General features: G+C 68.7%; 16 protein-coding genes and 2 pseudogenes. 12 read left to right on the top strand and 6 right to left on the bottom strand.

From position 1 onward, the window contains the following. The 3 genes from QNO09_RS31060 to QNO09_RS31050 all read left to right on the top strand — a co-directional run. Positions 1-633 (top strand): RICIN domain-containing protein (locus QNO09_RS31060; RefSeq protein WP_283973580.1); only part of this gene is annotated, 633 nt, incomplete at its 5' end. Positions 634-742: 109 nt separating this feature from the next. After that, a complete protein-coding gene (locus QNO09_RS31055; RefSeq protein ID WP_283973579.1) occupies positions 743-1,849 on the top strand; it encodes a ricin-type beta-trefoil lectin domain protein in 1,107 nt (368 codons plus the stop codon). Between the two features lie 373 nt (positions 1,850-2,222). After that, on the top strand, positions 2,223-4,850 hold the full coding sequence (locus QNO09_RS31050) for an RICIN domain-containing protein (RefSeq protein ID WP_283973578.1): 2,628 nt from the start codon (positions 2,223-2,225) through the stop codon (positions 4,848-4,850). Positions 4,851-4,922: 72 nt separating this feature from the next. Here QNO09_RS31050 and QNO09_RS31045 read toward each other — a convergent pair. Then, positions 4,923-5,039, bottom strand: a pseudogene (locus tag QNO09_RS31045) (transposase family protein); the annotation flags it as partial. A 528-nt stretch (positions 5,040-5,567) separates the two neighbouring features. On the opposite strand from QNO09_RS31045, the gene QNO09_RS31040 reads away from it, so the two are divergent. Further along, positions 5,568-8,402: a carbohydrate-binding protein gene (locus QNO09_RS31040; protein ID WP_283973577.1), complete on the top strand. Its 2,835-nt coding sequence runs from the start codon at positions 5,568-5,570 to the stop codon at positions 8,400-8,402. A 29-nt stretch (positions 8,403-8,431) separates the two neighbouring features. Then, complete coding sequence (locus tag QNO09_RS31035; protein ID WP_283973576.1) at positions 8,432-10,135, top strand: ThuA domain-containing protein; 1,704 nt, start codon at positions 8,432-8,434, stop codon at positions 10,133-10,135. 87 nt (positions 10,136-10,222) lie between these two features. On the opposite strand, the gene QNO09_RS31030 is transcribed toward QNO09_RS31035, so the two are convergent. Together QNO09_RS31030 and QNO09_RS31025 are read right to left on the bottom strand one after the other, a co-directional pair. Continuing rightward, the gene (locus tag QNO09_RS31030; RefSeq protein ID WP_283973575.1) at positions 10,223-10,531 is read right to left on the bottom strand and encodes an RICIN domain-containing protein; all 309 of its coding nucleotides are present in this window, start codon (positions 10,529-10,531) and stop codon (positions 10,223-10,225) included. 58 nt (positions 10,532-10,589) lie between these two features. Continuing rightward, entirely contained in the window at positions 10,590-14,141 is a 3,552-nt protein-coding gene (locus tag QNO09_RS31025; protein ID WP_283973574.1) for a ThuA domain-containing protein, read from the bottom strand. Between the two features lie 617 nt (positions 14,142-14,758). Here QNO09_RS31025 and QNO09_RS31020 point away from each other — a divergent pair. The 6 genes from QNO09_RS31020 to QNO09_RS30995 all read left to right on the top strand — a co-directional run bounded on the left by QNO09_RS31020 (position 14,759) and on the right by QNO09_RS30995 (position 22,720). Continuing rightward, positions 14,759-16,270, top strand: coding sequence for a sugar ABC transporter ATP-binding protein (locus tag QNO09_RS31020; protein ID WP_283973573.1), 1,512 nt, complete (start codon positions 14,759-14,761; stop codon positions 16,268-16,270). Then, complete coding sequence (locus tag QNO09_RS31015; RefSeq protein WP_283973572.1) at positions 16,267-17,238, top strand: ABC transporter permease; 972 nt, start codon at positions 16,267-16,269, stop codon at positions 17,236-17,238. Before QNO09_RS31020 ends, QNO09_RS31015 begins: the two co-directional genes overlap by 4 nt. Before the next feature lies 1 nt (position 17,239). Next, positions 17,240-18,211, top strand: a complete 972-nt coding sequence (locus QNO09_RS31010) for an ABC transporter permease (RefSeq protein WP_283973571.1) — start codon at positions 17,240-17,242, stop codon at positions 18,209-18,211. 22 nt (positions 18,212-18,233) lie between these two features. Further along, the gene (locus tag QNO09_RS31005; protein WP_283973584.1) at positions 18,234-19,406 is read left to right on the top strand and encodes a substrate-binding domain-containing protein; all 1,173 of its coding nucleotides are present in this window, start codon (positions 18,234-18,236) and stop codon (positions 19,404-19,406) included. Between the two features lie 4 nt (positions 19,407-19,410). After that, complete coding sequence (locus QNO09_RS31000) at positions 19,411-20,280, top strand: sugar phosphate isomerase/epimerase family protein (RefSeq protein WP_283973570.1); 870 nt, start codon at positions 19,411-19,413, stop codon at positions 20,278-20,280. A gap of 277 nt (positions 20,281-20,557) precedes the next feature. Further along, positions 20,558-22,720: an RICIN domain-containing protein gene (locus QNO09_RS30995; RefSeq protein WP_283973569.1), complete on the top strand. Its 2,163-nt coding sequence runs from the start codon at positions 20,558-20,560 to the stop codon at positions 22,718-22,720. Positions 22,721-22,961: 241 nt separating this feature from the next. On the opposite strand, the pseudogene QNO09_RS30990 reads toward QNO09_RS30995, so the two are convergent. The 3 genes and pseudogenes from QNO09_RS30990 to QNO09_RS30980 form a co-directional block, all read right to left on the bottom strand. Continuing rightward, positions 22,962-23,488, bottom strand: a pseudogene (locus QNO09_RS30990) (transposase); the annotation flags it as partial. Between the two features lie 203 nt (positions 23,489-23,691). Beyond that, positions 23,692-24,366, bottom strand: a complete 675-nt coding sequence (locus QNO09_RS30985) for a lytic polysaccharide monooxygenase auxiliary activity family 9 protein (protein WP_502962366.1) — start codon at positions 24,364-24,366, stop codon at positions 23,692-23,694. Positions 24,367-24,746: 380 nt separating this feature from the next. Next, positions 24,747-25,517: a FadR/GntR family transcriptional regulator gene (locus QNO09_RS30980; protein WP_283973567.1), complete on the bottom strand. Its 771-nt coding sequence runs from the start codon at positions 25,515-25,517 to the stop codon at positions 24,747-24,749. A gap of 159 nt (positions 25,518-25,676) precedes the next feature. Between QNO09_RS30980 and QNO09_RS30975 the strand changes: the two genes are divergently transcribed. Next, the gene (locus tag QNO09_RS30975; protein ID WP_283973566.1) at positions 25,677-26,948 is read left to right on the top strand and encodes an ABC transporter substrate-binding protein; all 1,272 of its coding nucleotides are present in this window, start codon (positions 25,677-25,679) and stop codon (positions 26,946-26,948) included. The last annotated feature ends 3 nt before the right edge of the window (positions 26,949-26,951 follow it).

Genomic DNA, 26,951 nt, shown 5'->3' with positions numbered 1-26,951 from the left:
AGCACCGAGGTGTTCGCCAAGCCCCTCGCGGACGGCTCGGTCGCGGTGGGCCTGTTCAACCGGAGTGGGAGCACCACGACCATCACCTCGACGGCCGCGCAAGTCGGCCTGAAGGGTGGGCCGTTCACCCTCACCGACCTGTGGACCGGCGGCACGTCGAGCACCTCCGGCCAGATTTCCGCGAGCGTACCCGCGCACGGTGTCGCCGTGTTCAAAGTGACCGGCGGGAGCCCGCTGGCCTCGACGACCGCACGTCTGCGCGGTACCGGGTCCGGCCGCTGCCTGGACGTGGACCGTTCCTCCACCGCGGACGGGACGGCGACGCTGATCTGGGACTGCCACACCGCCGCCAACCAGCTGTGGACCACCTGGGCCGGAGGCGAGATCCGCGTCTACGGCGACAAGTGCCTGGACGCCTCCGGCCAGGGCACCACCAACGGCACGCCGGCCATCATCTGGCCCTGCAACGGCCAGAACAACCAGAAGTGGACCACGCAAGCCGACGGGTCGATCCGCAACGTCCACGCCGGTCTGTGCCTCGACGTCAACGGGGCTGCCACCACCAACGGGACCCCGGTCATCCTGTGGACCTGCAACGGCCAGAACAACCAGAAGTGGACCACGCTCCCGTAACGCCACCCCTACCAGGCGCTCCCGTGGCAGGTCACGTCCACCCGCTCCTGACCCGTATGGCGATCAGCCCCGCTGATTCAGCAATCACTCGCAAGAGAGAGGGAACTCCGTGAGAAAGTCCTGGCTTCGTCCCCTGATCACGCTTGTCGCCGCCGCGCTCGGGGTGACAGCGGCAGGAGTGGCCCCTGCCTTCGCCGCCTCCGACACTCCTTTGCGGGTCATGCCGTTGGGCGACTCGATCACCTGGGGCGTGGGAAGCAGTACGGGCAACGGCTACCGGGCGCCGTTGTGGGACAAGCTTGCGGCCGAGGGCCATCCGCTGGACTTCGTGGGCACGTTGCGGGGCGGCTCGATGTCCGACCCCGACAACCAAGGCCACTCGGGATACCGCATCGACCAGATCGCCGCACTCGCCGACGCCTCGCTCACCCGCTACCGGCCCAATGTCGTGACGCTGCATATCGGCACCAACGACCTCGACAGGTCCTACCAGGTCTCCACCGCCACCGCCCGGCTGAAGTCCCTGGTCGGCCAGATCACCGCCGCCGCCCCCGACGCAACCGTTCTCGTGGCCTCCCTGGTCGTGTCCACCAGCGCCACGGAGGAGCAGTACCGTGCCGCGTACAACCAGGCCATCCCGCAGATCGTGAGCGAGGCACAGGCCGCGGGCAAGCGTGTCGCATACGTCGACATGAGCAGCCTGACCACGGCCGACCTGGCCGACGCCCTGCACCCCAACGATTCGGGCTACCAGAAGATGGCCGACGCCTTCCACCGCGGTGTCCAGGCCGCGGACCGCGCAGGGTGGCTGAGGAACCCGGCCCCCGCCCCCGCCCGCGTGCAGTCCGGTATCGCCGGCAAGTGCCTGGACGTCAACGGCGCCGGCACCGCCAACGGGACCGCCGTCCAGACCTGGAGCTGCGGCGATCGTGCCAACCAGTTCTGGTCCGCCTACACCGACGGCACCCTGCGCTCCATGGGCAAGTGCCTCGACGCCGCCGGCCGGGGCACCGCCAACGGCACCAAGGTGCAGATCTGGTCCTGCCACGGCGGCGCCAACCAGGTCTGGGAGCCCCACAACGGCGGCTACCGCAACGCCGCCTCCGGACGCTGCCTCGACGTTCCGCGCGCCTCCGCGGCCGACGGCACGCAGCTCCACCTGTGGGACTGCAACGGCGGCTCCAACCAGAAGTGGACCTCTCTGATCGCCGGATGACCGCCGGGGGCGGCACCGGACGCATCCGTGCCGCCCGGCGTCAGGGCAGCCATCCGCGGCGGCGGCCCTCGTCCCGGACGGCGTCAAGAAGACAGCCCCCGGGACCCGGGGCCGCTGCGCGGTTCCGGCACCGGCCCGGCGCAGGTGCGCACACCGCACCTGCCGCGACGTGCGCCCTGCTCGAACACACCCTCAGCTCCTCCCTCGCGGCCCGACCTTCAGCGCCTACCGCGCCACGAGGTGACTTGAAAAGGATCCCGGCTCGAGGCAACCCTGTGCGTGGCCTGTGGCAACAAGGAAGTGGATCCGGCCAGTTCCGGTGGCCGGATCAGGCTTTCCACTGTTGAACAGCATGCAAGGAGAACGCCTCCCTATGAACAACCCCACGAACGGCGGGCGCCGCGGTCGGCACCGCCGCCGCTGGACCGCCACCGGTCTGCTGCTCGGCGTGCCCGCCGTCCTCGTGCCGTACTTCCTGTTCGTGCAGGAGGACTCGCAGGCGGCGCAGGTTGACAGCGACGCCTACTACCAGCTGGTTTCCGTGCGCAGCGGCAAGGTGCTGGACGTCAGGAGCTTCTCCACCGCCGACGGCACCCGTATCCAGCAGTACACCGACCAGAACACGGCCAACCAGCAGTGGAGGCTGAAGCCTGCCGGGGACGGCTACTACGAGCTGGTGAACCGCAACAGCGGCAAAGCCCTGGGCATAGCGGGCAACTCGGCCGCCCGGGCGGCCGCAGCCGAACAGCAGACCGACAGCTCCTCCACCTCACAGGAGTGGCGGATCGACGCGGTGAGCGGCTCGGACGCGGTCACCTTCACCTCCCGCAAGAGCGGCCTGGTCCTGGACGTCTCGGGAGGCACCACGGCCCAGGGCGCGGCGGTCATCCAGTATCCGGGCCACGGCGGCACCAACCAGCAGTGGAAGTTGGTGAAGGTGACCGAGGCTCAGACGGCCGCAGCCGGACCCTATGTGTGGAAGAACGCCCAAGTGGTGGGTGGCGGTTACGTCACCGGTCTGGTGTTCAACCCGAAGGAGAAGGGTCTGCTGTACGCGCGCACCGACATGGGCGGCGCCTACCGCTGGGACACCGCGGCTGAGCAGTGGATCCCACTGACCGACTGGCTCGGTGAGGAGGACTGGAACCTGCTGGGCATCGATGCGGTGGCCACCGACCCCGTCGACCCCAACCGGCTCTACCTCGCGGCGGGCACCTACACCAACAACTGGGCGGGCAACGGCGCGATCCTGCGCTCCACCGACCAGGGCCGCACCTTCAAGCGCGCCGATCTGCCGTTCAAGCTGGGCGCCAACGAGGACGGCCGCGGCGCGGGCGAACGCCTCGCGATCAACCCGGCGGACAACCGCACCTTGCTGCTGGGCTCCCGCAAGAACGGCCTGTGGCGCAGCACCGACCACGGCGTGACATGGCGCCAGGTCTCCTCCTTCCCCGTCAAGGACGGTGTGAGCAGCGGCGCGGGCATCTCCTTCGTGACGTACGGCCCGGCCGGCAGCAAGACGATCTACGTCGGCGTCAACGACAAGTACACCTCCCTGTACCGCTCCACCGACGGCGGCAGCACCTGGCAGGCCGTCTCCGGACAGCCCACCGGCCAGCTGCCGCAGCACGGCGTCCTCTCCGGCGACGGCTCGCTGTACCTGACGTACACCAACGCCCTCGGACCCAACGGCGTGACGGCGGGCACGGTGTGGAAGTACACGCCGGACCGCGGGGCGTGGAAGAACATATCCCCGTCCAGGGGCAGTTACGGGTTCTCCGGGCTTGCCGTCGACCCGCGCAAGCCGTCCACGGTGATGGTCACCACCCTCGGCCGCTGGTGGCCGGAGGACGAGATCTATCGCAGCACCGATGGCGGTACGACGTGGAAGGCGCTGGCCGACAAGTCGGTGCGCAACGCCTCCGACGCTCCTTACGTCGGTACCCACACCGGGCACTGGATGACCGCCCTGGCCATCGATCCCTTCAACTCCGGGCACGTGCTCTACGGCACCGGCAACGGCATCCTGCGCAGCAAGGACGCGGACGCCTCCGACAGCGGCGGCACCAGCCACTGGAGCACGGGCGCCCGAGGGCTGGAGGAGACCGCGTTGCTGGACGCGATCGCCCCGCCCGGCGGCGCCCAAGTCGTCACCGCCATGGGCGACCAGGGCGGCTTCCGCCACGACTCCCTGACGAAGGTGCCCGCCGGGCGACTGAAGAACCCGATGATGACCAACAGCACCGGCATCGACTTCGCCCAGTCCAAGCCCGCGATGATGGTGCGCGTCGGCACTGGCGGCGACAAGGACGGCGCCTACTCCGCCGACGGCGGCAGCACCTGGACCGGCTTCAAGGCAGAGCCGGTGGCGAGTGCCCACAGCGGCCATGTCGCGCTCGCCGCGGACGGCTCCACCATCGTCTGGACCCAGGCCGGCCAGGCCCCGTACCGCTCGAGTGACAAGGGGGCGAGCTGGTCGAGGGTCAGCGGTCTGGGCACCGGCGCCGTGGCCGTCGCCGACCGCTCCTCGGCCAAGACCTTCTACTCCTTGTCCGGCGGCACCCTCTACGCCAGCACCGACGGCGGCGCGAGCTTCACAGCCCGCGCCACCAACCTGCCCGCCGACGGCCGCCTCACCGCCGTCCCCGGCATCGCCGGAGACCTGTGGATCGCCGGCGGCGCCAAGGGGCTGCTGCACTCCACCGACGGCGGCCGCACCTTCACCACGCTCCGCTCGGTGAAGTCCGCCTCCGCCCTCGGCTTCGGCAAGGCCAAGCCGGGCACCAGCTACCAGGCCCTGTACCTGATCGGCACCGTCAAGGACGTCACCGGAGTCTTCCGCTCCACCGACAGGGGCGCCACCTGGCTCCGCGTAAACGACGACGCCCACCAGTGGGGCGCCATCGGCGGCGTCGGCGTCATCACCGGCGACCCCGACACCTACGGCCGCGTCTACGTCGGCACCAACGGACGCGGCCTCCAGTACGGCGACCCGTCCTGACCCCACCCCCGAACGGGGCCGCAGCCACAACACTGCGGCCCCGCCAAGGCTGAGGGAACTCGCCCGAGACAAGCCGGCCGCGAGTTGGGCGAGGGTGTCGTGTCTGCGCAGGTACACCAGGCCGACGAGGGCACGTTGGTGCGGCGGGAGCTTGCAGCGGCGGTCACCCTCGCGGGTGACGATGAGCACGGTGACAGTAAAGAAACTGGTCGTCTTCGCCGGGGGCGGCTGATGGCCACGATCTGCAGCACGTGGTGAGTCCGCGGCCTCGGCTGCGGTGCGCAAGGTGTGTTCGTGGTCGGCGAAGGTGTGGCCGGGCCCGGCTGGGTTGTCGGGGCGGGCGGCGGCGATCACGCACCTGTCTGCGTCCCGCCGATCCGGGTTGGAGATGGCACCCAGTCCTGACAGGGATCGGGTCCTTCGCGACTTTCTCCACAACAGACCAAAAGCCTGGTTGGTCCGGAGGGAAGTATGGACACCTTGGGCTGAAGTCTTCTAGCCTTGTCGGCGGACCATCACGGTCGTCGATGTGACCCGACAGCGCGGTAGCCATCGACTTCTACTGTTTCCGAGCGGTTGCCCCCGCTCGGCGTAGTGGCCTGCTGAAGCACACCCAGCGGGCCGAAGCGGCGACATCCCGCTACGGCATCGGCGCGGCAGCGCGCGCCCCAAGCCTGGCAGCCACCTGTTCAGGAAGGGGACTGCATTGTCATGTTCATGAGATTCACGGCTACAGCCGCGCGTTGGCCGGCCATCGGTTCGGCTCTGCTCCTGGTCGCGGCCACTCTCGTCGCGGCCTTATCCAGTGCGACCCCGGCCTCGGCGCATCCGATCAACGCCGCCGACTTCCAGCAGGTTCAACTAGCCCGCGGGGTCGCGGAGGTCGGTGAACCGATGTCGCTGGCCGTACTCGCCGACCGGTCGGTGCTGCATACCGCTCGCAACGGGACCGTGCGCCGCACGGATGCCAGCGGCACCACCAGGGTGATCGGCAACATCCCCGTATACGTGCACGACGAGGACGGCCTGCAGGGCATTGGCATCGACCCGGGTTTCGCCACCAACCGGCACATCTACCTCTACTACGCCCCGCCGCTGTCCACACCAGGAGGCGACGCACCGACCACCGGCGGCAACTGGTCGGCATGGCAGGGTGTCAACCGGCTTTCCCGGTTCACGCTCAACGCCGACTTCACGCTGAACCAGTCCAGCAAAGTGGACATCCTCGACGTGGCGGCTGACCGAGGTATCTGCTGCCACGCCGGCGGAGACATCGACTTCGACGCGGCAGGCAACCTGTACCTGTCCACAGGCGACGACACCAACCCGTTCGAGTCCGCCGGATATTCCCCCCTCGACGAGCGGGCCAACCGCAACCCGGCGTTCGACGCGCAGCGCACCGCCGCCAACACCAACGACCTGCGCGGCAAGATCTTGCGCATCAAGGTGAACGAAAACGGGTCGTACTCGATCCCGGCAGGCAACATGTTCCCGCCCGGCACAGCCAGGACTCGGCCGGAGATCTACGCGATGGGCCTCCGCAACCCGTGCCGGATGAGCGTGGACAAGGCCACCGGCATCGTCTACGTCGGCGACTACGGCCCCGATGCCGGCGCCACCACGGCGCGCGGGCCGCAGGGCCAGGTCGAGTTCAACCGCGTCACGGGCCCGGGCTTCTATGGCTGGCCATACTGCACCGGCACGAACACGGGCTCCGAGACGTACGCCGAGTGGGACTTCGCCACCAACACGGCAGGCGCGAAGTACAACTGCTCGGGCGGGCCGACGAACAACTCGTTCCGCAATACCGGCTTGAGCACGCTGCCCCCCGCCAAGGCTGCCTGGATCCGTTACGGCGGCGACGCCGGCAGCCCGCCGGCGTTCGGCGGCGGCTCGGAGTCGCCGATGGCGGGCCCGGTGTACCGGTATGACCCCGACGTCAGCTCGCCCACGAAGTTCCCGCAGTCGTTCGACGGGCAGTTCTTCGCCACGGAGTTCGGCCGCGGCTGGATCAAGCCGATCCACCTCAACGCCGACGGTTCTCCGGGGACCATCGACAGCTTCCCCTGGAGCGGCAAGCAGGTGATCGACTCGGCGTTCGGCCCGGACGGCTCCTACTACGTGCTGGACTACGGCGCCGGGCTGTACCAGGGCGATCAATACTCTGCCCTTTACCGCTTCGACTACGTCGGCGGCGGCAACCGGGCGCCCACGGCGATGGCCGGCGCCAACCGGACCTCCGGCGCGGCGCCGTTGACCGTGACATTCTCCTCGGCCGGCTCATCCGACCCCGACGGTGGGGCACTGACCTATGCGTGGAACTTCGGTGACGGCACCAGCTCCACCGACGCCAACCCGACGAAGACGTACAACACGAACGGGAACTACACGGCCACACTGACCGTGCGCGACCCGCAGGGTGCCACCGGCACCGCCGACGTGCGGATCACCGTCGGCAACACCGCGCCGACCGTGACCATCAACAGCCCCGCCGCGGGGGAGATCTTCGCCTTCGGCGACACCGTGCCGTTCAGTATCACCGTGACGGATCCGGAGGACGGCACGGTCGACTGCACCAAGGTCAAGCTGACGTACATCGTCGGTCACGACAGCCACGGCCACCCGATCACCTCGAAAACCGGTTGCTCCGGCACGATCACCATCCCGGTCGACGGTGAGCACGACGACGCGGCGAACATCTTCGGGGTCTTCGACGCCGAGTACACCGACAACGCCGGGCTCACCACGCACAAGCAGCACATCCTGCAGCCGAAGCACCGGCAGGCCGAGCACTACAAGACATCGTCCGGCATCGCCACCCTGGACAAGTCGACCGCCGAGGGCGGCAAGTCCGTCGGTGACATCAACAACGGCGACTGGATCGCATTCGAGCCGTACAAGCTGAGCAACGCCACGTCGTTCAGCGCCCGGGTGTCGTCAGCCGGCGCGGGCGGCACGTTGCAGGTCCGGGCCGGCTCGCCGACCGGCACCGTCCTCGGCTCCGCCACCGTCCCGGTCACCGGCTCGTGGACGAACTTCACCACCGTGGGCGGCTCGATCTCCGGTGCACCGGCCGGCACCACCACGCTCTACCTGACCTTCGCCGGCGGCTCCGGATTCCTCTTCGACGTAGATGCGTTCACCTTCAACTCCGGCGGCGGCCCGACACCCGGCGCGGGTCCGATCGTGGGGCTCTCGGACAAGTGTCTGGATGTCCGTGGCGGCAGCTCGGCGGATGGGACGGCGGTGCAGATCTCGTCGTGTACGGGCTCGGCGGGGCAGAAGTGGACGGTGGCGCCGGGGTCGACGGTCAAGGCGTTGGGCAAGTGCCTGGATGTCAGCGGTAACAGCACGGCGGACGGGACGAAGGTCCAGTTGTGGTCGTGCAACGGTGGCGCCAACCAGAACTGGCAGGCGTATCCGGACGGGTCGCTGCGGAGCCCGCAGTCGGGCAAGTGCCTGGACGTGTCGGGCGCCAACTCCTCGGACGGCACCCTCGTGCACCTGTGGACCTGCCACGGCGGAACCAACCAGAAATGGACCCTGCCCTGATATCTGTCACCAAGAAGAGAGCGACGGACATGCGCAGAAAACCCCGAACCCTGCTTGGTGGGGCGGTCGCGACACTCGCCGCCCTGGCCCTCCTCGGGCAGCCCAGCCCCGTCAATGCCGCGGACACGTCCTACGACGTCCTCGTGTTCTCCAAGACGGCCGGTTTCCGGCACGACTCGATCCCGGCGGGGACCCAGGCCATCCGCGACCTCGGCGCAGCGAACAGTTTCACGGTGACGACCACGGAGGACGGCAACCACTTCACCACCAGCAACCTGAGCCGTTACGAGGCGGTGATCTTCCTCAACACCACCGGCGACGTTCTGAACGACGCCCAGCAGTCGGCGTTCCAGTCGTACATCGGCTCAGGCGGCGGCTTCGTCGGCGTCCACTCGGCCGCGGACACGGAGTACAACTGGCCGTTCTACGGCGATCTGGTCGGCGCCTACTTCGCCTCGCACCCCGCTGTCCAGCAGGCCAACGTCAAGGTGGAGGGGCGGGCGCACGCGGCGACCGCCCACCTGCCGCAGACCTGGACCCGCACCGATGAGTGGTACAACTTCCGGACCAACCCCCGTACCACCGCGCGCGTGCTCGCCACGCTGGACGAGTCGTCGTACTCGGGCGGCTCGATGGGCGCCGACCACCCGCACACCTGGTGCAAGGCCTACTCGGGGGGCCGGGCCTTCTACACCGGCGGCGGGCACAGCCAGGCGTCGTACGCGGAGCCGGCGTTCCGGGCGCACCTGCTCGGCGGCATCCGGTACGCGGCAGGCCGGACCAAGGCCGACTGCCGGCCCGAGAACGGCTATACGACCCTCTACAACGGCTCGACCACCGGCTGGTCGCAGGCCGGCCCAGGGGGTTTCACCAACTCGGACGCCACCCTCGCCTCGTACGGCGGCCTGGGCATGCTCTGGTACAGCGCCCGGCAGTTCACCAACTACTCGCTGAAGCTGGACTGGAAGATGTCCGGCGACGACAACTCCGGCGTGATCGTGGGCTTCCCACCGTCGAGCGACCCGGCGTCGGCACTGAACAACGGCTACGAGGTCCAGATCGACGCCACCGACGCGCCTGACCGCACGACTGGCTCGATCTACGCCATCAAGGCCCCGGACACGGCTGCCCGGGACGCGGCACTCAACCCACCGGGCGAGTGGAACACCTTCGAGCTGCTGGTGGAGGGCGAGCGGCTCCAGGTCCGGCTCAACGGCGTGAAGATCAATGACTTCACCAACGCCGACCCCGCCCGCTCGCTCGCCGGCCACGTCGGCATCCAGAATCACGGCACGGGGGACGACGTATCGTTCCGCAACGTCCGGATCAAGGAACTGGGCGGCCCGACACCCGGCGCGGGTCCGGTCGTGGGGCTTGCGGGTAAGTGTCTGGATGTCCGTAACGGCGGCTCGGCGGATGGGACGGCGGTGCAGATCTCGTCGTGTACGGGCTCGGCGGGGCAGAAGTGGACGGTGGCGCCGGGGTCGACGGTCAAGGCGTTGGGCAAGTGCCTGGATGTCAGCGGTAACAGCACGGCGGACGGGGCGAGAGTCCAGTTGTGGTCCTGCAACGGTGGCGCCAACCAGAACTGGCAGGCGTATCCGGACGGGTCGCTGCGGAACCCGCAGTCGGGCAAGTGCCTGGACGTGCCGGGCGCCAACTCCTCGGACGGCACCCTCGTGCACCTGTGGACCTGCCACGGTGGAACCAACCAGAAATGGATCCTGCCCTGAGCTGACGCGGCACGCCGGAAGGGCCACCTGCCACTGTGCGGTGGCCCTTCCGGGGTTTTCAGGCAAGTAGAAGGACGGCGCCGCCGCTCAACGACGGCGCCACTGCTGGTTGGTGCCGCCGTGGACGGTCGGTTGTTTGCCGGCGGTGTAGGTCCAGGTCTGGCCGGCCGCGCCGGTGCAGTCCCGGAGTTGGGTCTGGGTGCCGTTGGTGGTGCCGGAGCCGGGGACGGTCAGGCAGCGGCCGGACTGCGCGCCCACGAGGGGGGCGCCCTGCCCGGGCTCGATCGGTGCCGCCACCGCGGCGGCGCCGACGGCGACAAGCGCCAGGACGGTGCCCAGCGCGGACAGCCGTCGGTAGGGGGCCGAGGTATCCGAAACACCATGACGGTTCCTCACAGGTTCGTAGGGAGGGATGCCCGGCGCGCAACCGCGCCGGGCATCCCGTTCGGACGGGCTACACGGCGGTGAACCGCCACTGCTGGTTGGTGCCGCTGTGGCAGCTCCATTGCAGGAGTCGTGCGCCGTCGGCCGTCGAGCCGCCGTTGACGTCGACGCACAGTCCACTGGGGAGGCTTTTCACCGTGTACACGCCCACCGTGGTGGTCGGTGTGACGAGGAACTTCTGCGGGTTGCCGTTGTTGCAGGTGGACTGCTGCAGGAACGCGCCCTGGGCGGTGGACCCGCTGGTGACGGCGAGGCACTTGTCGCTGTGCGCCGCCTTCAGGTGGACGGCGCCGCCACCGGCGTCGACGGCCTGCCATTTCTGGTTGTTGCCGCCGGTGGCCGGCCACTGGACGATCTGGGCGCCGTCAGCGGTCGAGGCGTCGCTGACGTCCATGAGTTTGCCGCTGTGCTGCGCTGCGACCGTCCAGGTCCGACCGGCCACGCCACCGCTGCCGCTGCCCGGTTCGCCGACCCCGTCGCCGCCGAAGGTGAGCGAGTCGAGGTCGAACCAGTTGTTCGAGGTGCCCTTGAACACCAGGTAGAGCCGGTGCGAGCCGGCGAGATCGGCCGTGTTCACCGCCGGCGTGGACTGGTAGTTGTTCCAGCCGCCGGTGCTGGGCACCGGTGTCCTGGCCAGGAGTGTGCCGGTCGGGGAGTCGGCGCGCAGTTCGATCGATCCGCCGCCGCTCGGCGACGACAGGCGGTAGCTCACGCTCGTGATGCCCGACAGGCTCATCGGGTCGAACGCGATCCAGTCGTTGTCGGAGATGTCGCCGACCCGCTTGCCGCTCTCCGCGCCGGCCTGCTCGACGACCCGCACACCCGACTGGTCCGTGTAGAACTCGGCCTGCTTGTGCTTGGGCTGGAGGATCGCGTGAGCGTAGCCGGTGAGCGGGGCCGCACCGCCGGGGCCGCCGTCGTCGGTGTAGCGGGCGTTGAGGACGTAGTACAGGTTGGCGCCGTCAGGGTGCCCGCCGAGCAGCGTCGTGTCGATGGTGCCCGAGCATCCCGGGTAGTCCGTGGTCTCGTGCTGGTGGTCGTCGTGGCCGAGGGCGGGGTTGACGAATACCTTGGTGCAGTCGACGGGCGCGCCGCCGGGGTCCGAGACGGACACCTTGTACGGGACGCGGTCGCCGAAGTCCAGCATGCCGCCGTCGGGCGGAATCGTGATGGTGACCTTCGGTGCGGTGTTGCCCACGGTGATCGGCACGTTGGCGAAGGCTGTCTTGCCGGTGTTGTCGGTGACCTTGAGCTGGGCGGTGTAGTTGCCGTTGGCGGTGTAGGTGTGTGACGGGTTGGCCGCCGTGGACGTGGTGCCGTCGCCGAATGTCCAGTGGTAGCTGAGCGTGTTACCGGGATCCGGGTCCGTGGACCCAGCGCTGCTGAACTGCACGGTCAACGGCGCGTTCCCGCTGGTGGGCGTTCCGGTGGCTTTGGCGATCGGCGACCGTCCGCCCTTGTTGTAGTCGATGCGGTAAAGCCCCGAGTCGTTGTTGCCACCGAAGAAGTTGGTCCCCCACTCGAGCAGGTACAGCGAGCCGTCCGGCCCGAACTCCATGTCCATCGGCTTGAGGAACTTGCCGGCGGGCATGAAGGGGTTGGTCCGGGTGACCGCGGTCGCGGAGTCGAAGTGGACCTCCTTGATGGAGTGGCGCGACCACTCGTAGAAGAAGTGGACCCCGTCGTAGTAGGGCGGGAACTTCGTCCCGGACGGGTTTGCGGCGTCGTAGCGGTAGACCGGTCCGCCCATCGGCGCCGAGGCGCCGGAGCCGAGTTCGGGAAAGTCCGGCGAGACGCCGTAGCCGTACCACATGTTCGGCGCGACGATCGGCTTGAGGCTGGTCAGGCCGGTGTTGTTCGGCGAGTTGTTGACCGGCGCGTTGCAGTTGAACTTGGCGCCGACGACGCGGGTGTCCGGGTTGTAGGGCGCGTAGGCCTGGTTGTCGCCGTGGCAGAACGGCCAGCCGTAGTTGCCCGGGGCCTTGATGACGTTGAGCTCGACGAGCCCTTCGGGGCCGCGGTTCGTCGTGGGGGCGCCCCGGTCCGGGCCGTAGTCGGCGAGGTAGACCCACCCGTTCTTCGGGTCGATCGAGAAGCGGAACGGGTTGCGGAAGCCCATCGCGTAGACCTCCGGCCGGGTCTTGGCTGTGCCTTGCGGGTAGAGGTTGCCGGCCGGGATGGTGTAGCCGCCGTCGGCCGACGGCCGGATGCGCAGGAGCTTGCCACGCAGGTCGTTGGTGTTGCCGGAGGTGCGGGCGGCGTCGAGGTTGGCCTTGCCCGGCCGCCAGTCCAGCGGGGCGTAGCCCTGCCAGTTGGAGTCGAGGTTCGGTGGGACGTCGTCCCCGGTGCCGATGTAGAGGTTCCCGTCGGGGCCGAACTCGATGTACCCGCCCGTGTGCCCGGGCTCGGCGAACGTGCGGTCCCGGGTCGCGGGGATGTCGATGATCGTCACCTGGCTCGACATGTTCAGGGTGTCGCCGGTGAGCGTGAACCGGGAGACCCGGTTGATGTCGTTCGGGACTCCGGCCGGGGAGTGATACAGGTACACGTAGCCGTTGTCGGCGAAGTCGGGGTCGAGCGCCAGTCCGGTGAGGCCGTCCTCGCCGCCGGTGTAGACGCTGAGCGTGCCGGCTGTCACGGTCCTGTTTGTGGTCGGTTTGAAGATCTTCAGCTGCCCGGCCCGCTGGACGTAGAGCACCCGCCCGTCCGGGGCGACCGCGAGGGCCATCGGGTCTGCGGTGTTGTCGTCGAGGGTGCGCTTCTCGAAGTTGCTCCACACGGTGCCGCCGCAGTCGCCGGGCTCCTTGCCGGCCGCCCACTTGACGCCACCGAGGACGTGGTTGCGGAAATGGGTCTCGCTGTAGGCCGCGCTGGTGTGCCCCATGGCGGTGGCCCACACCCGGCCGCCGCCGGTGTCGCGGCACCAGGAGATGGGGTGGTCCGGCCCCATGGCGCGGGAGCCAGGGTTGTACGTGCGCTCGTCCGCGGTGACCAGGACATGGACGTCGCCGCGGGGGTTGCGGTCGAAGTTGTACCACTCCTCGCTGCGGTTCCAACGGTCCGGCAGGCCGGCCGTCGACGGGTGCTTCTTGTCCGCGACGACGGCGGTGCCGGGCAGCACGCCGGGGGAGTGCTCCGGCATGTGCGCGCCGCCGTTGATGGTCTGGTCCCACCACGGGTACTCGTTCTCGATGCCCATGTCTGTGGCGTTGTGGATCGCGACGATGCCCTTGCCGCTGGCGAGGTAGCTCTCCATCGCCTGACGTTGGGCCGCCGTGGTCCACACCATTCCCGAGGTCTGGAACATGATGACCACGTCGAAGGTGGCGAGGTTTGCCGGGGTGAAAACGCTTGAGTCCTCGCTATGGACCAACTCGAAGTTGTTGGCCGCAGCCTGCTCCCGGAACATCGTGAGGCCGGCAGGGATCGAATCGTGCCGGTAGCCGGCCGTCTTCGTGAAGACCAGGGCTCGGAAGGCCGGCGCCGCTGACGCCGGTTGGGCTACGACGAGCGACAGGAGCACGCTCGCGATCGCCCCGAAAATTAATATGATGCGACGCATGCCGTCTCCTATTTCGGCGGAGCAACGATGGCATGACCACGGGCACGCGTCGGCCGCACCTCCGATGCGCCGGAGTGCCTGAGCGCGTCGTAGGCACGCGTGTGCCGTCAGCTCGTCATCCCGTCCGCCGTGACGGGCAGTCAAGTCCCTACGGAAGAGAGAGGGGGCGTCACACCAGATGCGACCGTCTCCCGTGGTCTGCCGGCCAGCATGCAGCGGCGTATCGCAACAGTCAATATGGCTCGGGTGGGGCCGATTCCATAACACTTTTTGCGCATCAATCGTCGTGGTTCGGCGCGCGACTGTCGTCGGGCCGATTCCATAACACATTTTGCGCAGCAGTCGTCGTGGATTGTCGGGCGACTGTGGACGAGTCGATTCGATAACAGATTTTGGCGTATCAATCGCTGTCGACTGTGATCTCCGGTGGTATTGCCAGACACTCATCAAGGCATTTAACCTCGGGGCCGCGATGTCGCCATCGCGGCCGGCGAAAGTTCGCGGCTATTCGACGATAGCTCGCGGGCGGGAGCCGTCATTCCATGCCGGCCGTACCTGAACGATTCGGCTATCGGTGACTCAGTCCTGCTGACGACGTGAATGTAGAGGGTCCCACGATGTCTGGCCTGCTGCCGTCGCCGCTGCTCGCTCTGCGAGGCATCGGCAAGTCGTTCCTCGGCGTGCGGGTGCTCGATGGCGTCGACCTCCAGGTCCGGCCGGGCGAGGTGCACGCGGTCGTCGGCGAGAACGGCGCCGGCAAGTCCACGCTCATGAAGGTGGTGTCCGGCGTCCACCAGCCCGACGAGGGAACGGTTGAGTTCGCCGGCGCCCCGCGGACGTTCCGCAGCCCGCGTGAGGCCCGACAGGCCGGTGTCGGCATCGTCTACCAGGAGCTGACCCTGCTGCCCGAGCGCACCGTCGCGGAGAACGTCTGTCTGGGCCGCGAGCCCCTGCGCCGCGGGCTCGTCGACCGTAGGGCGATGCTCAGCCACACCGCGGGGCTCCTCGCCTCGATCGGGGAGGGCTCGTTACCGCCCGACACGCGCGTGGGACGACTCGGCGTGGCGCAACAACAGGTGGTCGAGATCGTCAAGGCGCTCTCCCTCGACGCGCGGCTGCTCATCATGGACGAGCCCACCGCGGCTCTCGCCGACCACGAAGTCGACCAGCTCTACGCGCTCGTACGGCGGCTGCAGGAGCAGGGGATAGGCGTGCTGTACGTGTCGCACCGCCTCAAGGAGGTCTTCGACCTGTCCAGCCGGATCACCGTGCTCAAGGACGGCCGGGCGGTGGCCACCTTGGACACCGCGGACACCAGCGCCGATCAGCTGGTGCGCCACATGGTCGGCCGCGAGCTGTCGAGCTACTACCCCGACCCGGCGAAGCCGCAGGAGCTGGGCCCGGTGCGGCTGACGGTCCGGGGCGGAGGCAACCGGAAGCTGCGCGGCATCGACCTGCGGCTGCGCGCCGGCGAGGTGCTCGGTGTCGGCGGCCTGCAGGGCTCCGGCCGGTCGGCGTTGGCCCGCGCAGTGTTCGGCGCCGCACCGTTCAGTACCGGCGAGGTGACCGTCGACGGAGCGCCGGTCCGGCTGCGCTCGCCCCGCGCCGCGATGCGGGCCGGTATCGCCTACGTCTCCGAGGACCGCAAGGGCGAGGGGATCGTCGCCGGGCAGTCGGTGCTCGACAACGCGCTGCTGGCCGGCCGCGCCGTCCGCCCGGGCCGGCTCGGCCGCGGTGCCCGGACCGCGCGGGTCCGGGAGCTGCTCGCGGCCGTTGAGCTTCACGCCGCGGGGGAGGACCAGGAGATCCGTTTCCTGTCCGGGGGCAACCAGCAGAAGGTCGTGTTGGCCAGGTGGCTCGCGCTCGCCCCGAGGATCCTGCTCTTCGACGAGCCGACCCGGGGCATCGACGTGGGCGCCAAGTCGGCGATCCACGATCTCGTCCGCCGGCTGGCCCGCGACGGCGCCGCCGTGCTGATGGTCTCGTCCGAGCTGCCCGAGCTGCTCGGCATGAGCGACCGGATCATCGTCATGCGCGACGGCCGGATCGCCGGCGAGCTACCCGCCGGCGCGACAGAGGAGGAGGTCGTCGCCCTGGCGGTCGGCACCGTGCCGGAGGCGGCCGGATGAGCGGCGCGCTGTCCCTGTCGGCCCGGCGGACCCCGCCCGGCGTGTTCGTCGCCCTGGTCCTCACTCTGACGATCGGTTGGCTCATCGTCACGGTCGATGGCGGTCGGCTGTTCAGCCTGCCGACGACGGTGAGCCTGCTGCACGTCGCCGCCGGTCTGGGCCTCGTCGCGGTCGGCCAGACGCTGGTCGTCGTCGGGGGCTCGCTGGACCTGTCCGTGGCGTACGTGGTCAGCCTGAGCACCCTCGTCGCCGCCGAGACCATGGCCGGTGACGACGGTGCGCTGCTGCCGGCGATCGGCCTGACGCTCGCCGTCAGCGCCACGATCGGCCTCGTCAACGGCCTGCTCGTCACCACAGCGCGGATCAACCCCTTCATCGCGACCGTCGGCGTCGGACTGCTGCTGAAGGGATACCTCGACAACGGATACGACGGCCCGGCCGGCAAGACCGCACCCGCCCTGGTGCAGGGCCTGGGGTACCAGCGCATCGGCCCGGTGCCGCTGTCGTTCCTGCTGCTGCTCGTCGTCGCCGCCGCGGCCTGGTTCGTGCTGGCGCGCACCCGCTTCGGCCACCACCTGATCGCCGTGGGCGGTGACCCGGAGGTCGCCCGGCTCTCCGGCGTGCGGGGCAGCCGGGTCCTCGTCACCGCCCATGTGCTGTGCGCCCTCTGCGCCGGCCTCGCCGGGGTCTACCTCGCCAGCCGGCTCGGCGCCGGCGCACCAAGGGTGGGCACCGAGGGACTGTACGACCTGGAGTCGATCGCCGCGGTGGTGCTCGGCGGCACCGCCCTGGCCGGCGGGCGCGGCGGCGTTGCCGGCACGGTCGGCGGCGTGCTGCTGCTCGCGAGCATCGACGCCATCTTCAACCAGCTCGAGGTCGACGTGTTCTTCAAGCAGGTGATCCGTGGCGTGATCATCATCGCGGCGGTCGCCGTCTACGCCCGCCGGGCGATGCGAAAGGCGACATAGCATGCGGATCGCGCGCCCACTGCGGCTCCTTGAGTTCCGCTCCGGCAGTCTCGCCCCGATCATCGTGATCCTGGCGGTGTTGCTGGTTCTGCTGACCGCCCGGCAACCGGACTTCCTCTCGCCGCCGTCGCTGATGTCGTTCCTCGGCCGCTCCGCGCCGGTCGTCCTGCTCGCCGCCGGCCAGTACTTCGTGATCGTCTCCGGCGAGTTGGACCTGTCCGTCGGCTCTCTGGTCACCGCGCAGGTGGTCATCGCCGCCCGGCTGATCGACGGCGATCCGTCGGCCGGCTGGCCTGTCGTCGTGCTCCTGCTCGCGTTCGGCATCGCCGTCGGCCTCGTCAACGGCCTCGTCACCACGCGGTTGCGGGTGCCGTCGTTCATCACGACCCTCGGGATGTTCCTGATCCTCGTCGGTGCCGTGTACCTGTGGTCCGACGGTGCCCCGAAGGGCGGCCTCTCCGAGGAGTTCCGCCGGCTCGGCCGGTCGGCGTTCGAGGACGTGCCCGCGCTGGGCCGGATACCGTACGCCCTGGTCGTCCTGCTGGCAGCGGCCGCTCTGGCGCTGGTGCTGACGCGTTCGGACTTCGGCCGCACCCTGGTCGCCGTCGGCGGCAACCCGCGGACCGCCGAGCTGAGCGGCGTGCGCGTGTGGCGCGCCAAGACCATGGCGTTCGTCCTCAGCGGACTCGCCGCCACGCTCGCGGCGGTCCTGATCGGCGGGTACAGCGGAGTGTCGTTCCAGGCCGGTGCCGGCCTCGAGTTCGGCGCGATCACGGCGGCGGTCCTCGGCGGTGTCGCTCTGGGCGGGGGCCGCGGTTCGGTCGTCGGCGCGATGCTGGGCGCGCTGACCCTCGAGACGCTCTTCACGCTCATGAACTTCTACGGCGTCTCCGGCGCCCTCAAACCGACCGTCCAGGGCGCGATCATTCTGTTCGCCGTGGCGGCGGCGTCCTTCCGTTTCCCGTCCAGATAAAGGGGATTCAGTGCGGCATTCCATGACGGTGCTGGCCGTGAGCACCTTACTGGTGCTGGCCGGCTGCGCCACCGACGAGCCCACCACCGGCGCATCGGGTTCGCCCTCCGCGGGCACCGGGTCGGGCACCGGGGAGCAGTCGAAGTTCTTCGTGCGGGCCGACTACGACAAGCAGCTCGCGCTCCTGGACGCCGCGCCCACCGGGCCGGCCGCCAAGCCCTGGGAGCAGGCGCTCAACCCGGCGATGGTGGAGACCAAGAAGTTCACGAAGCCCGGACCGTACAAGATCTGCTTCTCCAACGCGGGGCTGAACAACCCCTGGCGCCAGGTCGGTTTCAAGACCATGCAGGCCGAGGTCGACACACACCGCGGCCGGATCTCCGAGTTCGTCCACGTCGATGCCGAAGGCAAGGACCAGAAACAGATCGCCGACATCAACGACCTGCTCGGCAAGGGCTGCCACGCGCTCATCGTCTCGCCGAACACCACCGCGACGCTCACCCCGGCCGTGGAGGCCGCCTGCAAGAAGGGCCTGCCGGTCATCGTCTTCGACCGCGGCGTCGACACGACCTGCCCGGTGACGTTCATCAACCCGATCGGCGGCTACGGATTCGGCCACGTCGCGGCGGAGTTCGTCACCCAGGAGATGAAGCGCGGTGGCAAGGTGCTCGCGCTGCGCATCCTGCCCGGCGTCGACGTGCTGGAGACCCGTTGGTCCGCGGCGAAGGTCGCCTTCGACAAGGCGGGCGTCGACGTCGTCGGCGTCGAGTTCACCGACGGCGACCCGGCCAGGACGAAGAAGATCGTCAACGACTACATCCAGCGGTACGGCACGATCGACGGCGTCTGGATGGACGCCGGGGCGGTCGCGGGCGCGGCGGTCGAGGCGTTCGAGGACGCCGGCAAGCCGGTGCCGCCGATCAACGGCGAGGACCAGCTCGACTTCCTGAAGCTGTGGAAGGACAAGAAGCTCACGGCGATCGCCCCGACCTACCCGACCTACCAGTGGCGCACCCCGATCATCGCCGCACTGAAGATCCTCGACGGCGAGCAGGTGCCGAACCCGTGGAAGCTGCCACAGCCGACCATCACCCAGGACAACCTGGACGAGTACGTCGACCCCGCCATGCCGCCGCTGCACTACGCGATGTGCGGCTGCACCGACCTGCCCGGTTACCCGCGGCGCTGGAAGTAGTCCGGTGTACACCATCGGTGTCAACCCGTGGGTCTGGGCCTCGCCGGTCGACGACGAGGCCATGGCCGAGCTGGTGCCGCGGATCGCCGCGTTCGGTTTCGACGCGGTCGAGCTGCCGATCGAGCAACCCGGCGACTGGGACCCGGCCCGCACCCGGGACCTGCTGGCGGCGTACGGCCTGCGCGCGGTCGGCGTCTGTGCGGTCACCTCGCCCGGACGTGACCTCGTGAACGCCCCGCCGGAGGTCGTCGCCTCCACCGTGTCGTACCTGAAAACGTGTGTGGACAGCGCGGTGGCCGTCGGCGCGCCCTGCGTCGGCGGCCCGGTCTACGCCGCGGTGGGGCGGACCTGGCGCATGTCACCGTCTGAGCGCGCGGCCTGCTACGCGGACGTCCGCCGCGCCCTGCGGCCAGTGGCCGACCACGCGGGGGAGCGGGGCGTGAGCATCGGCGTGGAGGCCCTCAACCGCTATGAGACGAGCGTCGTCAACACGGTCGAGCAGGCGGTGGAGCTGATCGACGGTCTGCCCGCGAACGTCGGTCTCATGATCGACACCTATCACATGAACATCGAGGAGGCCGACCCCTACGAGGCGCTCGTCTCGGCTGGTCCGCACATCAAGCACGTCCAGGTCAGCGGCACCGACCGCGGCACCCCGGGCGCCGACCACTTCGACTGGCCACGCTTCCTCTCCGGCCTGGCCACGACCGGCTACGGCGGCGCGGTGTGCATCGAGTCGTTCACCGCGCAGAACGAGGCCATCGCCACCGCGGCCTCGATCTGGCGGCCGCTTGCCCCGTCGCAGGACACCCTCGCCCGTGACGGGCTGTCCTACCTCCGAACCGTACTCCGCGGACTGGAAAGCACTCCTTGACCGGGTGACAGGCCCGGTCGCGCCGTCATCCCCTTCCGCCTGGGAACCGCCATAAGGAGAAAACGTGTTAACAACTCTCACGATACGAAGGCGGCTTCTGGCCGCAGCCGCCACCGTCGGTTTAGCCGCGACCGCCGTGACGGCGTTCCCCGCGCCCGCATCCGCAGCCCCCCGCACTGTGTACGTCTCGCCGTCCGGCACCGGCACTGACTGTTCCAGCGCGCAGCCGTGCTCACTGACAGCCGCGCAGGCGGCGGTGCGATCGCTCAACGACGACATGTCGGACGACATCGTGGTGCAGTTGGCCGACGGTGTGTACCGGCTGGCCCAACCCTTCCGGCTGACGGCGGAGGACTCCGGCTCAGGCGGTCACACGGTCGTGTGGCAGGCCGCCCCGTCGGCGCGCCCGGTGATCACCGGTGCCCGGGCGGTCACCGGCTGGTCGGTGGCCGACGCAGCCAGGAACATCTGGCGGGCCGACGTGCCCGCCGGTCTCGACGCCCGGCAGCTCTATGTCGACGGCGCCGTCGCCACCCGGGCCCGCACGCAGGTGAACAGGGCCGATTTCACGGCCTCCAGCGCCGGAATGAGGTTCTCGGGCGGTGCGCTGAGCTATCTGAACAACCTGGCGAACCAGAGCCGGATCGAGGTGGAGAGCGTCAACTCCTTCACCGACCGGTACTCGCCGGTGCAGAGCATCAGTGCGAACTTCATCACGATGCAGCAGCCGGCGTGGAACAACAACAACTTCGGCTACGACACCCTCATGCGGCCACACCGGGCCGGTCCGTTCTACCTGTCCAACGCGTACGAGTTCCTGGACTCGCCCGGCGAGTGGTACCTCAACCCCACGGCCGGAGACTTGTACTACATCCCCCGGGCCGGGCAGAACATGAGCACCGTCAGCGTGGAACTGCCGACGCTGCAATCGCTGGTGAACGTCGGGGGCACGTACAGCGAGCCGGCGCACCACATCACGTTCAGCGGGATCACCTTCACCGGCACGAGCTGGCTGGGCCCCAGCAGCAACCAGGGTTACGTGGACCAGCAGACCGGCGCGTACCTCGCCGGCAACCGGAGCTGGCCGGGCTTCGACTCCTGCCACAACGGCTGCACGCAGTTCGAGGCCGCCCGGCCACACTGGCTGCAAATGCCGGCCGCCGTGCAGATCTCCGCCGCCAACACCATCACCTTCAGCGACTCCAAGTTCGTCAACCTGGGCCAGACGGCCATCGGTATCGGCAACGACGCCAACGCGCACGCCAGCGGCGTCGGCCTGGGCGCCGGCAACATCACGGTGACCCGGTCGGAGATCGCCCGGAGCTCAGCCGGGGGCATCCTCGTGGGCGGCGTGCGCGCCGACGCCCACCACCCCAGCGACCAGCGCATGGTCAACAGGGACATCACGATCAGCAACAACCGCATCCACGACCTCGGGGCGGACTACCGGGGCAACGTCTCCGTCCTGACCACGTACGTCACCAACAGCACCGTCGCCCAGAACGAGGTCTACAACATGCCGTACTCCGGCATGTCGATCGGGTACGGCTGGGGCGCCAATGACGCGGGCGGCAGCAACCACTATGCCAACCGCGGCCTGTACAACTACCAGCCGCGCTACACGACGCCGACCACCGCGTCCAACAACCGGATCATCGGCAACTACATCCACGACGTCATGCAGCAGATGAACGACGGTGGCTGCATCTACACGCTCGGATGGAACCCGAGCGCGCAGATCAGCCGGAACCACTGCCTGCGGACCAACGGACACTTCGGGCTGTACTTCGACGAGGGCTCGAAGTACTACACGGCCACCAGCAACGTCTTCTCGAACACCGGTACGTGGGCGACGGCCAACTACTGGGGTGGCGAGAACATGGGGAACTGGACCGTCGCCAACAACTGGTCGACCAACGGCAGCACGAACGTGACCAACGGGGACCGCGGCAACGTGGTCTCCGGCAATGTCACGGTCACCAATGGCAACTGGCCTTCCGGTGCCCGGGACGTGATGGCGTCCGCCGGGCCGCGGGACGCCACCCCACCGCCGCCCAAGCAGCAGATCGTGGGCGCGCAGTCCGGCCGCTGCCTGACCGTCCCCGGCGCCGGCACCACCAACGGCACCCAGACCCAACTCTGGGACTGCACCGGCGCGGCCGGCCAGACCTGGACCTACACCGCCGGCAAACAACTGACCGTCCACGGCGACAAGTGCCTCGATGCCAGCGGAGGCGGCACCACCAACGGCACCGCCGTCATCATCTGGGACTGCAACGGCCAGAACAACCAGCAATGGAACGTCAACCCCGACGGCACCATCACCGGTGTCCAGTCCGGACTGTGCCTCGACGCCAACGCCGCCGGCACCGCCAACGGCACCAGGATCACCCTCTGGTCTTGCCACGGCGGCACCAACCAGCAGTGGGCACTGCGATAGCGGAATCGACGCCTATCCGACCCTTTGGGACAGGAGCGGATGTCGGCCGTGGGGCCCGAGTGGGTGCGGGGCCCCACGGTGCCTCGGTGGATCTGTGGATACCTGCTGGATGCGGCACGCCGCCGCCAGCCCCAGCCGGCCCCTCCTCCTCGTCGCGCGAGCCCCTGGACGCAATGCCGGTGGCTCTGGCTCTTTCCGGTCGTTCAGCGGGGTGTGCCAAGGCCCGGACGCGTCGAAAGTGACCGGACGGCCGCCCCGGTTGCCCTTCCTTCAGACGGAGTCCGCGTCGGCGGCGGACGCGTCGCGGTCGGCCTGCTCAGGCTCGTTTCCGCCGTCCCGCCCGTTCTGTTCCGCCTCGTCACCCCTTCTTGCCGGGTCTGGTCCTGCTCGGCTGTGGCTTCCTCGAGAGCTTCCATGACAACCTTGCCGACGATCATCCCGGCGGCGTCGTGGTGAGCACGGACGGTCGTGGAGTCCACGCTGATCAGGGACAGGTCTGTCTTGCCCTGGCGGGCGGCTTCGGCGATCAGGCCTCCAGCAGGGCGGTGAAGACACCGGCGTTCCGCCAGACCCGGAAGCGTCCGTAGACGGTCGGCCAGGGCCCGAATGCTTCCGGCATCTCCCGCCACTGCGCGCCTGTCCTGAACCGTCAGATCACCCCCCCTCGAACTGATCCCGCAGCCGCTCGGGGCGCGGGCCGTACTCACCTATCGGCAGGAACGGCTCTATCAACCTCCATTGCTCATCGGTGAGTTGCCTGCGCGTCACGAAAGTCTTCCTACCGGATCCGCATCCCAGACGGATCCGGAACGACACGATTGATCACGACATCACACAGACCCTAGGAACACAGGAAGCCCCGTCGGGGCAGGGTGACCAAATGGGTCCCCTGGCCCGACGGAGCTCGGTCGGCCGGACGACGGGATACCGGCGCCCGGCAGGTGCCGGTGCCGTGTGCGGTGCTCCCCGGCTCAGCCGAAGTTCACGTCGCTGCACCACATGTAGGCCTGGTCGAGGTGTGAGGCCTGCCAGATCACGAACAGGATGTGGTGTCCGGTGTAGCCGGAGGTTTGGACGGGGAACGTGATGTCCTTCGCCGGGGCGAAGCGGCCGGTCTGCGTGATGAAGTCGAGGTTGCTCCAGCCCAGGGTCTGGGTCTTGGGGTTGAAGCCCTGCTTGCTCACGTAGACCTTGAAGTAGTCGGCACCGTGGGACGCCTGGTCGTACAGGTGGACCGAGAAGTTGTTGCCGACGGTGGTGGTCTTCCACTGCCCGGGCTTGTTCAGGCTGGCGTTCCTCGAGAGGTTGTTGCTGCAGAGCGTCCCGTCGGGGGTCCGCGCCTGGAACTGGCCACCGAGGCCGTCGCGGAGCGCGCTCATCCAGTTCCACATGGTGTCGGGGTTGGCCTGGAAGGCCTGCCAACACATGGGGTCTTCGGTCTGCATGGCCGGGTTCGTGTGGTTGCTGCCCCACGTCTTCCAGCACTGGTACGCGCGGGAGGCGGGGCCGACGACGGTGCCGTGGGCCTGGGCGGGGGCCGACCAGGTGAGTGCGCCGACAACCACGGCGAACAGCATGACGAGCGCCTGGAGAGGCCGGCGGAGGGATGACCGCGAACGCCCGGCTAACGGACTCTGTTTGCGCATGTGGGGGGACTCCTTCCAGTTGCAAGGCTGTCATGGGAGCGCTCCCAACGGTAGGACTTCTGAGTGAGATGTCAATGAAACAAGCGGAGTTGATTACAGGGGTGGGCGGCGAGCAGGGAATCTGTCGTGAGCCGGGAGTCAGAGCCGTTCCCGGGACCGGAAAGCGAGGGTGCGGCCTGGACTGGTGTGCGGGGCGATGCCAGGGAGGGGCGTTCGCAGCATGGCAACGGGACCTGGTTCTGGCGTGAGGGCTGTCCAGTTTGAGGTTCCCCGGCGTGCGGGAGGTGCTGATCAGCTGGTCAGGGCGGAGTGACGGGGTTTCAGGTTCGTTCGTTCGGCCGTTGCTGAAGGCAACCGATTGATCACGACGTCACAGGGCCCTAACGCCGCAGCCGGGTCGGCTCGCCCGGCCCGCTGCGGCGCACCACCCACGCCTCGGTGATGTGGGTGAACATCGCCTCGGCCGCACCCTTGGGGTCGTGCGCGGCGATCCGCTCGTAGATGCGCCGATGGCCGTGGTTGGACGCGACGCAGAAGGCGCGGCCGGTTCGGCCCATGTACCGGGCGGAGTTGATGACCTGGCGCTCCAGCGAACGGACCACGGCACGGCCGATGCGGTTCCCCGACGCCTGCATGACGGCGTCGTGGAACGCCCGGTCCTCTTCGTTGTACGAAGCGGGGTCGTCGACGAGCTCATCCATCCGCTCCACCAGACCGCGCAGCTGGTCGATCACCTCGGCGTTCGCCAGGCGGGCGGCGACGTTGGCCATATCGGACTCCAGCACGCGGCGGGTCGCTACGAGGTGATCGAGGATGGCCAGGCTCTCGTCCTCGGCGATGGTCGCGCCGAGGACCAGCTCGTCAAGCATGTTCCACATCGCCGGCGGGGTGACCATCGTGCCGGCGCCCTGGCGGACCTGCACCAGCCCCTTCTCCTGAAGAATCTTCACCGCCTCACGGACCACGGTGCGGCTGACCGAGAAGGTCTCGCAGAGCACGGGCTCGGGAGGCAGCGGCGAACCGGACGGATGAACTCCACGGACGATCCGCTCCACCAGCTCAGCCGTGACCGCGGCGGCAAGGTTCGCCGGGCGCCGGCTCCAGGCGGGGGCCTCGGAGGCCTCTGCGGATGACTGCGGTACTGCGGTCATGACACCCCCCCGGGACCCGTGCCATACCACGGATGCTCGCCAACTATACGGCATCCGGTTGACGTCATACGTCATACGAGTTACATACGTCATACGAGTTGCGTTCTTCCTCAACCTCAATTGCCGGACAGCCGGCCACCTCAGGAGCGTGGGGCAGCAATGAAGCAGCGAACACTGTGGTCGGTGACCCTGGTCGCCGGGCTCGTTCTCTTAGCGGGCTGCGGAAGCGCCTCCGACCCGGATTCGGCGTCCGGTGGTTCGAAGGGCAAGCTCGTCGTCTGGGACTGGAAGTCTGGCGACGCCACAGCGTCCTCATACATCAAGAAGGCCAAGGCCGACTTCGCCGAGCGGCACCCCGGCGTGACGGTCGAGTTCGTCGCGCAGCCGTTCGAGCAGTACTACACCCTGCTCGGGGCCGCCATCCAAGCCGGCAAGGGGCCGGACGTCATGCTCTTCAACGGTGGCGGGCAGATCCGTGACCGGGCGGACTCCCTTCTGCCGTTGGACGAGTACGTCCGTGATGACAAGAAGAGGCTGGCCGGGTGGGAGGCCTTCACCAAGGACAGCAAGACCTACGCCGCGCCGGTGACATTGCAGGGTCACCCGATCTACTACAACAAGTCGCTCTACCGGAAGGCAGGGCTGGACCCGGAGCAGCCGGCCACCAGCTGGGACGAGTTCGTCGCCAACTGCCGGACCATCGCCAAGGCAACCGGTGCCAGGTGCTTCGCGCAGGGCAACAAGGAAGGCATCGGTATCCAGTTCTTCCTGTCCGGGCTCGGCTCGGGCGTCCTGCCGCCCACGGAGTACGACGACTGGATCGCCGGCCAACGAGACTGGTCTTCGCCGGCGGTCAAGCGGGTCTTCTCGCTCTGGAAGGAGGCCGACGACAAAGGCCTGAACAACGACGGGGCGAACTCGACGGCGATGTTCAACGACGCGTTCGCGGTGTTCCAGTCCAACAAGGCCGCCCACGTCATCGGGTTGATGTCGGACGTCGGGCACTGGAAGGACTTCGCCGAATTCCTCGACGCCGGCGATGTCGGCGTCATGAAGTCGCCGGTCGTCACGGCCGGCGCCACGCCGAGCCTTCCCTACGACGGCGGCATCGGCTACGCCGTGGCGAAGTGGACGAAGGACCCCCAGGTCGCCGCCGACCTGGTGCGCTCCCTGACCTCGACCCACGCACTGAAGTCGTTCTACGCCGACGCCGGCGCCATCGCGGCCGACCGCACCGTGGACGTCTCGAGCGGTGGACCGGCCGTCGCCACCATCGTGTCCGCGGTCGACGGTGGCAAGCCCGCCCTCCACGTGGCCCTGTCGTCCAAGACCGTAGACCTGATGGGGCGGCTGTCTCAGCAACTGCTGAGCGGATCGGTCACGGTCGACGCGGCGGTCAAGCAGCTGGCGGCGTCCGACCAGACGGGCTGAGGC

It is taken from the genome of Streptomyces sp. 378 (assembly GCF_030124145.1).
Taxonomy (GTDB): domain Bacteria; phylum Actinomycetota; class Actinomycetes; order Streptomycetales; family Streptomycetaceae; genus Streptomyces.
The sequence above is the reverse complement of the archived record's forward strand: the minus strand, read 5'-3'. Positions and strand labels throughout refer to the sequence as shown.

Excerpts from the sequence above, each read along its gene's own strand:
- QNO09_RS31050 (WP_283973578.1), top strand. The coding sequence starts at position 2,223 with ATGAACAACCCCACGAACGGCGGGCGCCGCGGTCGGCACCGCCGCCGC.
- QNO09_RS31040 (WP_283973577.1), top strand. The coding sequence starts at position 5,568 with ATGAGATTCACGGCTACAGCCGCGCGTTGGCCGGCCATCGGTTCGGCT.
- QNO09_RS31035 (WP_283973576.1), top strand. The coding sequence starts at position 8,432 with ATGCGCAGAAAACCCCGAACCCTGCTTGGTGGGGCGGTCGCGACACTC.
- QNO09_RS31025 (WP_283973574.1), bottom strand. The coding sequence starts at position 14,141 with ATGCGTCGCATCATATTAATTTTCGGGGCGATCGCGAGCGTGCTCCTG.
- QNO09_RS31020 (WP_283973573.1), top strand. The coding sequence starts at position 14,759 with ATGTCTGGCCTGCTGCCGTCGCCGCTGCTCGCTCTGCGAGGCATCGGC.
- QNO09_RS31015 (WP_283973572.1), top strand. The coding sequence starts at position 16,267 with ATGAGCGGCGCGCTGTCCCTGTCGGCCCGGCGGACCCCGCCCGGCGTG.
- QNO09_RS31010 (WP_283973571.1), top strand. The coding sequence starts at position 17,240 with ATGCGGATCGCGCGCCCACTGCGGCTCCTTGAGTTCCGCTCCGGCAGT.
- QNO09_RS31005 (WP_283973584.1), top strand. The coding sequence starts at position 18,234 with ATGACGGTGCTGGCCGTGAGCACCTTACTGGTGCTGGCCGGCTGCGCC.
- QNO09_RS30995 (WP_283973569.1), top strand. The coding sequence starts at position 20,558 with ATGTCGGACGACATCGTGGTGCAGTTGGCCGACGGTGTGTACCGGCTG.
- QNO09_RS30985 (WP_502962366.1), bottom strand. The coding sequence starts at position 24,366 with ATGCGCAAACAGAGTCCGTTAGCCGGGCGTTCGCGGTCATCCCTCCGC.
- QNO09_RS30980 (WP_283973567.1), bottom strand. The coding sequence starts at position 25,517 with ATGACCGCAGTACCGCAGTCATCCGCAGAGGCCTCCGAGGCCCCCGCC.
- QNO09_RS30975 (WP_283973566.1), top strand. The coding sequence starts at position 25,677 with ATGAAGCAGCGAACACTGTGGTCGGTGACCCTGGTCGCCGGGCTCGTT.